Source organism: Microbulbifer sp. CnH-101-G (assembly GCF_052466775.1).
In genome coordinates this window covers 352,169-366,104 of record NZ_CP174292.1, presented here as the reverse complement: position 1 = coordinate 366,104, position 13,936 = coordinate 352,169, and the positions used below count along the sequence as shown (strand labels likewise).

Sequence of the window (13,936 nt, the reverse complement as noted above, 5' to 3'; positions counted from 1 at the left end):
ATTTGAGTCGCTCACCAGTGAACGCTGGTTGCAAAGCCGCCACCGCCCATTAAAATTCGGCGTTTCCACGAATTTAAGACAGCTATAACCCTCTATGAATATTCGCCAACTCCTCTCCGACAAATTCCAGGCCGCCATGCTTGCCGCCGGTATCCCCGAAGAATGCGGCCCGATTGTGGCACCTGCGAAGAAAGCCGGATTTGGCGACTATCAGGCCAATGGCGCTATGGGTGCTGCGAAGCGACTGGGCACCAACCCGCGTGAGCTGGCCAGCAAGATCCTTGAGCAGCTGGACAAGGGCGATATGATCGAAAAGGTCGAGATCGCGGGCCCCGGCTTTATGAATATCCATCTGAGCGAGCAGTGGCTGAGCCAGCAGCTGTTGGCTGCCCAAGGCGACAAGCGTCTCAATATTGCCTCTGTTGAAGAGCCCAAAACTGTAGTCATCGACTACTCCCACCCCAACTTGGCCAAGGAAATGCACGTAGGCCACCTGCGCACCACCATTATCGGTGATGCCCTGGCGCGCTTATTGGAGTTCCAGGGTCACAAGGTGGTCCGCCAAAACCATATGGGCGACTGGGGCACCCAGTTCGGTATGTTACTGGCACACCTCTCCGACAAGCTGGCAGACAATGATGCGGAAGTAGCCCTAGCCGACCTGGAAGTCTTCTACCGCGAAGCCAAAGTGCGCTTCGACGAGGAAGAGGGTTTTGCAGACCGCGCCCGTGAATACGTTGTGAAACTTCAAGGTGGCGATGAGCAGTGCCTGAAACTGTGGAAACAGTTTATTGATATTTCTATCAGCCATTGTGAAGAGATCTACTCCAAGCTCAATGTCACCCTTAAGCAGGAAGACGTTTACGCGGAGAGCCAGTACAACGACGATTTGCCGGTGCTGGTTAAAGAACTGCTAGATAATGGCATCGCCGTAGAGGACCAGGGTGCTATCGTAGTATTCCTGGAAGAGATGGCCGATAAAGAAGGCAATCCAAGCCCGATGATTATCCAGAAGAAGGGCGGTGGTTACCTATACGCTACCACCGATCTGGCTGCCATTCGCTACCGCGCCAACCAGCTCAACGCAGACCGTATTCTCTACGTAGTGGATGCCCGTCAATCCCTGCACTTACAGCAGGCCTTTGTCGCCTCACGCAAAGCAGGCTTCCTGCCAGAGTCCGTTTCTCTTGAGCACTGCGCTTTTGGCACCATGATGGGCGACGATGGCAAGCCATTTAAAACCCGTACCGGCGGTACAGTAAAGCTGGCCGCCCTGCTGGATGAAGCGGTGGAACGTGCGAAGAAACTGGTAGCCGAGAAAAACCCAGAGCTGGATGCTGAAACCTGTGCGGAAATCGCCCGCAAGGTGGGCATCGGCGCGGTGAAATATGCGGACCTGAGCAAGACCCGCACTAACGATTACATCTTCAGCTGGGAATCCATGCTCAGCTTTGAAGGCAATACAGCCCCCTACCTGCAGTATGCCTATACCCGCGTACGCAGTATTTTCCGCAAGGCCGGTATTGAGCCGGGTGAACTCAAGGGCGATATTAATCTGGAAAGTCCCCAAGAGCGCGCACTGGCAGTAAAACTCAGCCAGTTTGGCGAAGTCCTCGATCAGGTAGCCAAAGACACCTTCCCACACGTACTCTGTACTTATTTATACGAGCTGGCCAGTGCCTATATGAGCTTCTACGAAGCCTGCCCGGTACTGAAAGAAGGCGTAAGCGAAGAGCAAAAACATAGCCGCCTGCAATTATGTAACCTGGTGGCCAGTACGATCGCGACTGGCCTCGGCTTGCTCGGCATTGAAGTCATGGAGCAAATGTAAATTGTTCCTGCCCGGCCCCACCTCCAGCAACCATGCAGGCAGGCTGGCCGGGCGGCTCTCTGGCGGGCAGACTTCTCCAGTCTCCCGCCAAACCATCCCACATCATCCATTGCCCCACATAGGCCACCGTTTCCCCACCGGCCAAATCGAAGGAAAGTAACTCGTGAAAATCCTGATTACCGGCGCCTCCGGCCTGCTGGGCCGTAGTGTATTTAAGCAACTTTCCAACAACCCTACTTTTTCCGTAATCGGCACCGCTTTTTCCCGCGCGGATGAAAAGTTAATTCGCCTGGACTTATCCGATAGCAGCGCAGTCAAAGCATCTCTGCGGGAAATTAAGCCGGATGTGGTAATCCACTGTGCCGCCGAGCGCTGGCCAGACCGCTGTGCCGACAATCCAGATACCGCCTGGCAGCTCAATGTCGGCAGTACTGAGTTATTGGCAAAGTACTGTAGCGAAATCAATGCTCAGTTGGTGTATATCAGCACCGACTATGTCTTTGATGGTACTGCCCCACCCTACACTTCCGATGACATACCCAATCCCGTGAATTTCTATGGCCGCAGCAAGTTGGCAGGAGAAGAAGCGGTACTGAAAAACGGTAACCATTGGGTATTAAGATTGCCCTGGCTGTTTGGACCCGTCGCCTACCTGGAGGAATCTGGTATTACCGCCCTATTAGAGACGCTGCGAGAACAAAAGCCGGTCACACTGGATCACTGGGCAATCCGCTTTCCCACCAGTGTGGAGGAAGTGGCAGAAGTATTGGAGCAATGCCTGTCGAAAATCCAAGGTGGCACCCAGTTTGAAGGAATCTACCAGTGGAGCGGCGACACCGCCTGCACCCGCTTTGAACTCGCGCACATTATTGCCAAAGTATGCGAATTGCGTGCTGACCATATCAGCGCGGATAGCAAACCCAATTTTTCAGTACCGCGCCCCTACAATTGTCAGCTGGATAAATCTCGCTTAACAAACCTGGGCATCAAAGGGACCGAACCATTGCCTCAGCAACTGGCACGTAACCTGAAATCTTTTATCCAGAATTAAAATCTAATGGAAAACCAATAAAAGAAAGCAAATGGTATAGGGATGTACCTGTGCCGGTCTTTAAGCCGGCATCAACTTTTGTAATTGAGCACTATTTATAGCTAACAAGCGTTAATGGTAGTTATTACAGGAGTGGCCATGTATCGACTCAGGGAAGGGTCGTGAAATCGCCAATTTAATACACTCGAACCTTAGGGAAATATAGATGAAATTAAAACGTTGGCTTTCTGCTGGTGCTCTGATTCTGGGTAGCTTTGCAACCCTGGCCTCCTGCCATGCGGATAATGGTCGCCATGGAAAGCGCCTGCACCAAGCAACCAAGAATGAAGATGCCCAACCGATTATCTGGATCGGCGACTTCAATAACTTTGATGATGCCGTAGCATTGATGCTGATTGCCAAAGACCCGCGCTATACCCTGGAACTGGCAGTGGTTGAAGACTCCTTCAATACTGTAGCGCACGGAGCCAACACGGTTTACAACATCCTCGAGTGGCTGGGCAACAACGATACTAAAGTGATTCGCGGTGCCTACTTTGCCACAGAGGAGGTCGCTTATGGGGCTAACGGTAAGGCCTCCAGTATTCCGGTAAATGACGACAACGCTGTAGCTGGCCGCGATGATTACCAGCTGCCTAACTCCTCCGATTTCACCACCGGCACCTGGAACCTGGAACGCCGCAATGCCATGGGCATTAATCTCTATGGCCAGTATGTGCCTGGACCATGGCGCGACAACGGCTCCACCCTGTACGGCACCGACCATCTGATCCCCCGCGCAAAACAGGATCACTATCGCTACCAAGGTAACAATGGTGTTTCTTTCAACTTTGAGCTGGCTGAAAACATTATCCTGGAAACGCTGGATAACCTGAAGCAGTCTCCAGTCGTTTTCAATACCGGCAAACTGACCACCCTGGCCCGTGTACTCGGCAAGGCCAATGAAGAACAGCTGGCTAAAATTGACCGTGTGATTATGATGGGCGGCGGCTTTGAAAATTACCAACCCTTCACCGCAAATCACGAGGCTGCTTGCTTCGGCGATAAATCCCGCAACTTGGGCGGGAATATTTTTTCTCACCCAAGCTTCGGCTGTGAAAGCGACTTCAGCACTCATCAGGAATTCAATATTCTGCTCGATCCACTTAGTGCACAGTGGGCCTTTGACGCCCTGAGCGAAAATAATATTGAAACCTATCTGGTGCCAACCAACTCCACCGATATGGCCAAGGTACAAGGCAGCACCATCGAATCCCTGGCAAAACGCCGCGCAACACCGGAAGCCTGTTACACCTCCCAACTGCTCAGTTCCATTCGTGAATTTGAAGGTGGGGATTTCCAGGGTAACGGCGACTTCGCCATGGATGCCGTTATTCGCCTGTGGGATATTATCGCCGCACTGGTGCTGTTGGAGCCTGAAACCCTGGAGATGGATCTGGTACCTGGGTTTATCGAAGTCGACCAGCTAAATGCCGGCCTGGCCGACAGCATGACGCCTTATGACCCCATCACCTTCGACCCCACCGTGGGTAAAACCACCTTTACAGAAAACGGCAAGGGCTTGGAAGTGAATGTGGTTATGGGCATCAACCATGACGCTGCTCGTACAGCGATGATTGAGCGTCTGCGTGATCGTTTTAATTCTGCGCGGAAGGGGCCTAGATGCCAAGCTAAACAGCGTTAATTTACATCCGAATTAACAGGGAACCTTTCAATATTCACCCATTCCGTGGATACATTAAAGGTTCCCGATTTGGTTTACCTCTACCTGGCACGATGGTTTATGAACATAACATTCCAACATTAAAGTCTTTACTAACAGCTAACTAGCATTACCCGGAAAGAGAAAAGATAAACTACAAAAATAAAGCATCTATTTTTCTTCCCCCCTCCAAATCCCCTTTAAGAGAAGCTGATCACTTTTCTTGCCACCATAAATCTGGCACCTTTCCTTTCAACATCTCTCCATCAGCATCTCAAATTATCACCGAAGGATTAACTGGTAATCCTGATAAAACCAATCAACCAGAAGTGAAATGCTCTTTATAATTAAACAGCCCTTAAACCTCATTCAATAGTGATTAACAAATATTCATCCTTGGCTATTGCTAATCCACTTCTCAAGCCTTGCTCTATCTGTTATTTATCCCCCACGAAAAAATTGGTACAAAATATCGCGAGCAGTTTGAGTTCTGCAAGGTGTGAAATTCTTCACAGATCAAATATAAAAAAATTACAAGCCATTACAAATAGCGAGACACTTTTGGTTGAATTTTCACCGCCACAGGCACGCTTCAAAATTCCACTCTGACACTATTTTTTTAACCGCTGAAAAGCCTAAAGGCTGTCCACCCAGTCATAAAACTTACAGAAACGGTTTTGATACAAGCCTGTATCTTCGAATGTACAGAAGATGATCCTACTGGTAAATTATGCGCCGAATTATTATCCAGCCCACCTTTGGACCTATCGGTAGAGGGGGCATATATCGACAGGGATGAATTATGAACAATCTTCCGGCATCCGCCAGCAATTTGGGACTCAAGGCTTTCGGTAATTCTGGTTCAGGCCGCTCTGTGCTGGCGAATAATCAACTCCACCAGATACTCGAAGGCTTCCAGGAAATGAGCCGGGTACCAAGCAGCGAAGGTTACCACGCACTCAGCCTCACGAAAGCCGTAAACAGTCTCAGGGGAAGCGCTGTGCCGGTGAATTCATTTCTCAAGAATGGCAGCGCGACTCGCCGCTGTATTGTCGGGGCCGGCTTTGAAATAGAATACGAATTGAACAATTACTACGGTGGCCCTCAAACGGATGTGGTGATTCTTGATGTTCGATTGGTGAATGACCAGGCCGAAAAGAGAAGAAGAGCCGCTTTATGGGAAGCTAATTGGAAAACAAGTGGGCAAGGTAATAATAATGATGGGCGCTGGTTGCATAGTAAAGAACCTACCGTATTTCTAGGGAGCAATGGGAAGGTAACTGGCAAGGAGGATAATCCTCTTAAAATTGGTATTAATGGTTTTAGCAATGGGTTGGAGCATGCAACTGGACTAATGCCATCTCATATCACACGCGGTGACAAAGTAGCTGAAGAAAAACTGCAAAGTAGTGGCTATACGCTTTTTTATGTTCCGCAAAGTGGAATTATTAAATCTGGCTGGAAATGCGTTAAGAATTTAGGCCAAGCAGCGACCGTGGAGGATATGGAAGCGGCACGGATATTGGCGGGACATATGAAAGAGGCCCATGACAAAGGTTTGTATGTTGAATGGACCAGTCATAGAGGTGGCTCTAAGGTCTTAACCAAGGCTATGGAGCAGCTTTACCTGCGGCAGATAAATGTGGATGGCAAACAGAAAATATTTTTGAGTGACCCAACTTCCAGTCACTATACTGCTGATGATTTACGTCGCAAAATTGGTATGAATACTAATGATTCCTCATGGCACAACTCCACCCCAGGCCTGGCACAATTAGTTGGAGGTTCACGCTTTGGCACCGCCGATTTTGCCATGTCAATAAATGTATTATGTAACTACACAGATAAAGAAAACAGGGCTGATAAACTGGTTGACTCATTCCATCAAGGGGTAAAGTTTGGCGAAGCCGCCAAGAAAACCGTTGTTACTGCAACCGCTATTGTAGGTGGAGCAGCTCTACTGTCGACCATGGGGATTTCCTTTACTGCAGCGCAAGCATTGTTAGGGGTATTAGGTTGGAAAACAGTGAAAGGTGCTGCCGGAACCACCCTGGCAAGTATTCCCAGCTTAAATGAAGGCTATCATAAGGGCCCAGCGGAACCAACTAAACAGCTGTTACGCAAGCTACTTTCTAAATAGTGGATGTTAGTAGATGAACTTTCTGAAAGCACTTTTTCCTCGCCCACCTAGTTTTCGTCGAGCACGAAAGGTTGAGAAAGATTTATCGGGATGCATACTATCTTTCGAGGTGCCTCCCTACTCCGATCCTTTTTCAGCAAATAAAGAGTGGGAGACCGAGCCAGACTCAATCGATATCTATGATGAGGATGCTTACCACCTCATCAAATACCATTCGGCAATTAACTTTGATGAGCTAATTGAATATTCCAACATCGAAGTGAGGTCCGTATTTTCCAGTATTTGGACCGTTAAGAGTACTCCAATTATTTCAATTTATGGGGGGGATATACAGCTTGGTATTGGCATTGCTACTATAAATGATCTCCCTATCAATGAAACATTGTTCAATAATAAAACCTTACTTCATGAGGTTTTTCGGCGATTTGATCTGACGAGACTTCAGAACTTTAATAAAGGAATTAAAAGTGACTTCTTTGACCTCACCCAATATCGCTGGCCTAGCTATCTGGGCCCACTAAATAGTCAATGGGTTGAGCAGGGCGGATTAGATTGGCTTTATTTCGAAACACAGCCGCTCGTTAGCGACTCTGATAGTATCAGCTGGCATACGGCCATAAGTGACAAGCATATCCTCAGTTGCTACTTTACCATTACTCGATCTGTCTCAAATGCTGGCAATGCTTTCCGTATAAATCAGCGCATGCCTTGGGATAATTATATAAATTTCAGCCAGAAAATAATGGATTCGCTCAAACTTGGGCTATCACCAGAGCTAAATGCTCGACGTACAGAAGTTCAATCACAACTGGGTGCTAATAGTAAGCCAATTTTTGGTTGTAGTCCTCAGCAGGTCGAAGATGCTAAATATGTAATGAGAATGTGGAGCGATACTGGTTATATGGAGGCAGGGAAAAGTCGAGATGCGGATCTTCGTGCTACTCCAGAAGAAGTTTCAGAGTTTATTGATAAACGTATTCAGCCCAGACCACTACATAACAGCTACCCTCTCGAAGAGAAAATTGAAGTTGTTTCCAGACTTCCGCCTGAGTTGATCCAGCGACCTTTGATCGGCCCCAGATAGTTTATGGGGCATGTTTTTTAGTAGCCCCTTATTTCAAGTGTAAAAAGGTATAATTCTTCTGCTACCACCTTAGCGAGTGCTCAAAGCCTCAATGAAAACTAACATAAAGGCCTAGCGGAAACTATTAAGTAACTGCTGCTGAAGCTTCTTTCTAAATAGCGGATGATAGTAGATGAAATTTCTGAAAACGCTTTTCCCTCGGCCTCCAAGTTTTCTTCGAGCGCGAAAAATTGAGAAAGGTTTGTCTGAATGCACACTTTCATTCGAGGCTCCCCCTTACTCCGATCCTTTTTCATCAGTACAAGAATGGGAGACTGAGCCGGATTTATTGGATATATTTGACTCAGACAACTATCACCCGATTAAATATTCATCTACTGGCAAGGTTGAGAGAGATGCTGAGTTTCCCCATCTCAATTTACTAGGCGTATTTTCTAGCCGGTGGACCTTCAAAGAACTCTCAGTTTTTGAACGTTACGGAGGCCATATTGGTTTTGGTATTGAAATCAGCGCTGTAGATGATCTTTCAGTCAATGAATCTCTGTTTGAGAATAGCGTTTTACTACAAGAAGTTTTTCGTAAATATGAACTAATGATTTTTTGTGAGTTCAATAAAGGTCTGAAGAGTGACCCCGTTGACCTTACTCAATATCGCTGGCCCAGCTATCTGGGCCCACTGAATAGTCAATGGGTTGAGCAGGGCGGATTGGATTGGCTTTATTTCGAGACACAGCCGCTCGTTAGCGGCTCTGATAGTATCAGCTGGCATACGGCTATAAGTGACAAGTATATCCTTAGCTGCCACTTTACCATTACTCGAGCCGCCTCAAATGCAGGCAATACCTTCCGTATAAATCAGCGCATGCCTTGGGATAATTATATTAATTTCATCCAGAAAATAATGGATTCGCTCAAACTTGAGCTATCACCAGAGCTAAATGCTCGCCATACAGAAGTTCAATCACAACCGGGTGCTAACAGTAAGTCCGTTTTTGGTTGTAGTCCTCAACAGATTGAAGACGCTAAGCATGTAATGCAAATGTGGAGCGGTAGAGGGTATACAGATAGTAGCAGGGATAAGAACGAAAGCCACCGAGCTACTCCAGAAGAAGTTTCAGAGTTTATTGATAAACGCATCCAGCTCAGACCACTACATAACAGCTACCCTTTAGAAGAAAAGATTGAAGTCGTTTCCAGACTTCCGCCTGAGTTGATCCAGCGACCTTTGATCGGCCCCAGATAGTTTATGGGGCATGTTTTTTAGTAGCCCCTTATTTCAAGTGTAAAGAGGTAAAATTCTTCTGCTACCACCTTAGCGAGTGCTCAAAACTTCAATGATAACTAACATAAAGGCCCAGCGGGAACTATCAAGTAACTGTTGCTTAAGCTTCTTTCTAAATAGTGGATGATAGTAAATGAAATTTCTGAAAATGCTTTTTCCTCGGCCACCAAGTTTTCGTCGAGCGCGAAAGGTTGAGAAAAGCTTATCTGGATGCACACTTTCATTCGAGGCTCCCCCCTACTCAGACCCTTATTCATCTATACAAGAATGGGAAACCGGTCCTGACTCGATCGATATATTTGAAGGAAACACTTTTCACCCAATTAAATATAGGTCCGCTAAAGATATCGATAATTTCATTGAATACTCAGGCATTAAAGTCAGGAGATTATTTTCCAGCATTTGGGCTTTTAAGAGCATGCCATTCTTTTCAAATCATGGCGGGGATATTCAGTGTGCAATTAGCGTATCTGCTATAGAGGATCTCCCCATCAATGAAACATTATTTAGTAATAAAACTTTCCTTCAGGAAATTTTTCGACGGTATGATTTGACGAAGCTTCAGAACTTTAATGAAGGGATAAAAAGTGACCTATTTGATCTTACTCAATATCGCTGGCCCAGCTATCTGGGCCCATTAAATAGTCAATGGGTTGAGCAGGGCGGATTAGATTGGCTTTATTTCGAGACACAGCCGCTCGTTAGCGGCTCTGACAGTATCAGCTGGCACACGGCTATAAGTGACAAGCATATCCTTAGCTGCCACTTTACCATTACTCGAGCTGTCTCAAATGCTGGCAATGCTTTCCGTATAAATCAGCGCACGCCTTGGGATAACTATATTAATTTCATCCAGAAAATAATGGATTCGCTCAAACTTGACCTATCACCAGGGCTAAATACTCGTCGTACAGAAGTTCAATCACAACCGGGCGCCAACAGTAAGTCCATTTTTGGTTGTAGTCCTCAACAGATTGAAGACGCCAAGCATGTAATGCAAATGTGGAGCGGCAGAGGGTATACAGATAGTAGCAGGGATAAGAACGAAAGCCACCGAGCTACTCCAGAAGAAGTTTCAGAGTTTATTGATAAACGTATTCTGCCCAGACCACTACATAATAGCTACCCTCTCGAAGAGAAAATTGAAGTTGTTTCCAGACTTCCACCCGAACAAATTCAGCGGCCTTTGATCGGTCCGAGGTAGTTTATTTCGGCATACTTCTTAAAGTACAAAATGGTAAAAAGTACTACCGTTAATGCCCTAGCCAGCATCTAAATTTAAAAGAACTTTAGTCGCCTTTTTACCATCCTTGGTTTCAAGTTATAACTCATTTCAATCATCTCGCAGACCATGGGGGACGCCCAGTGTATTCTCACCCTTCAACCCCAAAAGGATGGCTAAGTTCCTAACATAAGATTCCTTGAAAGTTCTATGCACCGGGCTGGTCAGCAATATTTGGCTGGTCGGAAGATCAATCCCTCAAAACAAAGCAGAGCCGACATCCAGCCGCTTCCAAAAGTTATCCACAGCCAATTTATTTGCCTTCCCTATCCAGCAACCTGACACCTTTCGCCAAGTCTGCTCTGTCCCGCGTAGAACAAAATCGCCCCAACCCCCATCTCACAGGATTTAACCCACTTTTTACGCCCAAATTTAGCAGTTTCCTCGTTCAAATCCCGCAGATTGCCGACACCCGCAACGGTTGCTAAGATGCGCGCCTGCCGCTATGGCCCGGCTTCCCCTCTGGTTCCGTATTGCAACACTGGGGCTGCCAGCAAACCGATTATCCCAAGCGTTACCCTCGCCTATCCGCTACGCGGAGGACCGAGGCTTTCCACAGGAAAAGCGGTATCGAGGCCAGGTGCTATTTTTAACCGCGAGCGCACCGCGACGACTCCCTGCGACTACAGGAACGAAGTTTATGACCCAACCATCGCTGCAGCAGTTGGAACAACACGACGCCTTTATCCATCGCCATATTGGCCCCGATGCCAAACAGGTAGAGGCCATGCTGGAAACCCTCGGAGTTGCCAGCCTCGACGAGCTGATCGAGAAAACCGTGCCCGAAGCCATTCGCAAGACTGATGAGCTGGATCTGGCCGATGCGATCAATGAAGTTGAGGCCCTCGCGGAGCTGAAAGATATCGCGGCGCGCAACAAGATCTACCGCACCTTTATTGGTATGGGTTACCACGACACCATTACCCCCAATGTGATCCTGCGCAATGTGCTGGAGAACCCGGGTTGGTACACCGCCTATACCCCTTACCAGCCGGAAATTGCCCAGGGCCGCCTGGAAGGCCTGCTGAACTTCCAGCAAATGATTATGGACCTCACCGGTATGGAACTGGCAAACGCCTCCATGCTGGATGAAGGTACCGCGGCAGCTGAAGCCATGGCCATGTGTAAGCGCCAGGTCAAACGCAACAAATCCAACGTCTACTTTGTGGACCAGGACTGCCACCCGCAGACCATCGCCGTCGTTAAAACCCGCGCCGAGCACTTCGGCTTCGAGGTCGTTGTAGGCGATGTGGAAAAAGATATTCCCGCCGAGCTGTTCGGTGCCCTGCTGCAATACCCCGGCAGCACCGGTCGCGTACGCGACCTGACCGACATTATTACCAAGGTGCACGAAGCCAACGCACTGGTAACCGTGGCCGCAGATCTGATGAGCCTGGTAGCCCTGCGAGCACCGGGTGATATGGGTGCAGACGTAGTTGTTGGCTGTAACCAACGCTTCGGCATCCCCATGGGTTACGGTGGCCCTCACGCTGGTTTCTTCGCCTTCCGCGAAGCTTACAAACGCTCCGCACCAGGCCGCATTATCGGTGTTTCCGTTGACAGCAAAGGCAAGCGTGCCCTGCGCATGGCCATGCAGACCCGCGAACAGCATATTCGCCGCGAGAAGGCCAACTCCAACATCTGTACTTCCCAGGTACTGCTGGCGGTAATGAGCGCTTTCTATGCGATTTACCACGGCCCTGAAGGCCTGAAAACCATCGCTGCCCGCATCCAGCGCCTGGCAGATATTCTCTCTTCCGCCCTGCAACGGGAAGGCTTCAACCTGGCCCACGACAGCTGGTTCGATACCCTGAATATTACCGTTGGCGCCAAGCAGGAAGAGATTTACCAGCGCGCCCTGGCCGCCGAGATCAACCTGCGTAAAGTTGGTGAGGACGCCCTGGGTGTGAGCCTGAGTGAGACCGCCACCCTGCAGGATGTGTCCGACCTGATCAATGCCTTTATCGGCACCGAACACAGTATCGACCTGCATACTCTGGACAGTGAAATTGCCAGCAAGGGCTCTCTGGGTGTACCCGCCTCCCTGGTGCGCGATACTGAATTCCTGACCCACCCGGTGTTCAACACTTACCACTCCGAGACCGAGATGCTGCGCTATCTCAAGTCTCTGGAAGCCAAGGATATCGCCCTGAATCACTCAATGATTCCCCTGGGCTCCTGCACCATGAAGTTGAATGCCACCGCCGAGATGATCCCGGTCACCTGGCCCGAGTTCGGTAAGCTGCACCCCTTCGCACCAGTCGATCAAGCGGAAGGCTACGCGGAAATGTTCCGCCAGCTACAGCAAATGCTGTCCGCCTGCACCGGTTACGATGCCGTTAGCCTGCAGCCCAACGCCGGTTCCCAGGGTGAATACGCAGGCCTGGTTGCTATCAAGAAGTACTTCGAAGCGAAGGGCGAAACCCAGCGCGACATCTGCCTGATTCCCGCCTCGGCCCACGGCACCAACCCGGCTTCCGCCATGATGGTGAGCATGAAAGTGGTTGTGGTTGCCTGTGATGATAAAGGCAATGTGGATATCGAAGACCTGAAAGCCAAAATCGAAGAGCACGGCGACCGCGTTGCCGCGCTGATGGTGACCTACCCATCCACCCACGGGGTATTCGAGGAAGGCATACGCGAAGTTTGCGATCTGGTGCACCAAGTTGGCGGCCAGGTTTATATCGACGGCGCCAACATGAATGCCTTGATCGGCGTCGCCGCTCCGGGCCAGTTCGGTGGTGACGTATCCCACCTGAACCTGCACAAAACTTTCTGTATTCCTCACGGTGGCGGCGGCCCCGGTATGGGCCCTATCGCTGTTGGTGAACACCTGAAGCCCTACCTGGCGGCCCACCCGGTGACTGAAGTACCGGAAACCAAGCTGGATAACGGCACCATCTCCGCCGCTCCCTGGGGCTCAGCCAGCATCCTACCGATCAGCTGGATGTATATCCGTATGATGGGTAAGCAGGGTATGAAGCAAGCGACCGAAATGGCGATCCTGAACGCCAACTACGTGGCCAAGAAACTGGGTGAACACTACTCCCTGCTCTACACCGGCACCAATGGCTTTGTTGCCCACGAATGCCTGGTGGACCTGCGCCCACTCAAGGAAGCCAGCGGCATCACTGAAGAGGATATCGCCAAGCGCTTGATGGACTTCGGCTTCCACTCCCCCACCATGTCCTTCCCGGTAGCCGGCACCCTGATGATCGAGCCTACCGAAAGTGAATCCAAGGGTGAACTAGATCGCTTTATCGAGGCTATGGCAACAATTCGCCAGGAAGTGGAAGATGTCACCAGCGGTAAATACACCCCAGAGGACAATCCGCTGCATAACGCCCCTCACACCCTTGAGGACGTGATGAGCGATGAGTGGACTCACAGCTACTCCCGCGATATCGCTGCGCGCCCGGCGGCGTGGCTAAAAGAGCACAAGGTATGGCCGGCCTCTAACCGTATCGATAACGTGTATGGCGACCGCAACCTGATCTGCTCCTGCCCACCGATCGAGAGCTACGCCGAGTAAGATCCAACACTCTCACAGGTGGATTTAAAAGC

At 49.4% G+C, this 13,936-nt stretch carries 8 protein-coding genes; all 8 read left to right on the top strand.

Annotation, left to right across the window (positions count from 1 at the left end):
• Positions 1-94: 94 nt before the first annotated feature.
• The 8 genes from argS to gcvP all read left to right on the top strand — a co-directional run bounded on the left by argS (position 95) and on the right by gcvP (position 13,904).
• Entirely contained in the window at positions 95-1,831 is a 1,737-nt protein-coding gene (argS, locus tag ACJJID_RS01800; protein ID WP_444921231.1) for an arginine--tRNA ligase, read from the top strand.
• 163 nt (positions 1,832-1,994) lie between these two features.
• Entirely contained in the window at positions 1,995-2,882 is an 888-nt protein-coding gene (locus tag ACJJID_RS01795; protein ID WP_444921230.1) for a dTDP-4-dehydrorhamnose reductase family protein, read from the top strand.
• A gap of 205 nt (positions 2,883-3,087) precedes the next feature.
• Positions 3,088-4,566: a nucleoside hydrolase gene (locus ACJJID_RS01790; RefSeq protein WP_444921229.1), complete on the top strand. Its 1,479-nt coding sequence runs from the start codon at positions 3,088-3,090 to the stop codon at positions 4,564-4,566.
• An 820-nt stretch (positions 4,567-5,386) separates the two neighbouring features.
• Positions 5,387-6,724 (top strand): hypothetical protein, encoded by a 1,338-nt coding sequence (locus ACJJID_RS01785; protein WP_444921228.1) that lies wholly within the window; start codon positions 5,387-5,389, stop codon positions 6,722-6,724.
• Between the two features lie 13 nt (positions 6,725-6,737).
• Positions 6,738-7,808, top strand: a complete 1,071-nt coding sequence (locus ACJJID_RS01780) for a hypothetical protein (protein WP_444921227.1) — start codon at positions 6,738-6,740, stop codon at positions 7,806-7,808.
• 172 nt (positions 7,809-7,980) lie between these two features.
• Positions 7,981-9,051, top strand: coding sequence for a hypothetical protein (locus tag ACJJID_RS01775; RefSeq protein ID WP_444921226.1), 1,071 nt, complete (start codon positions 7,981-7,983; stop codon positions 9,049-9,051).
• A 172-nt stretch (positions 9,052-9,223) separates the two neighbouring features.
• On the top strand, positions 9,224-10,294 hold the full coding sequence (locus ACJJID_RS01770; protein ID WP_444921225.1) for a hypothetical protein: 1,071 nt from the start codon (positions 9,224-9,226) through the stop codon (positions 10,292-10,294).
• Positions 10,295-11,012: 718 nt separating this feature from the next.
• Complete coding sequence (gcvP, locus tag ACJJID_RS01765; RefSeq protein ID WP_444921224.1) at positions 11,013-13,904, top strand: aminomethyl-transferring glycine dehydrogenase; 2,892 nt, start codon at positions 11,013-11,015, stop codon at positions 13,902-13,904.
• The last annotated feature ends 32 nt before the right edge of the window (positions 13,905-13,936 follow it).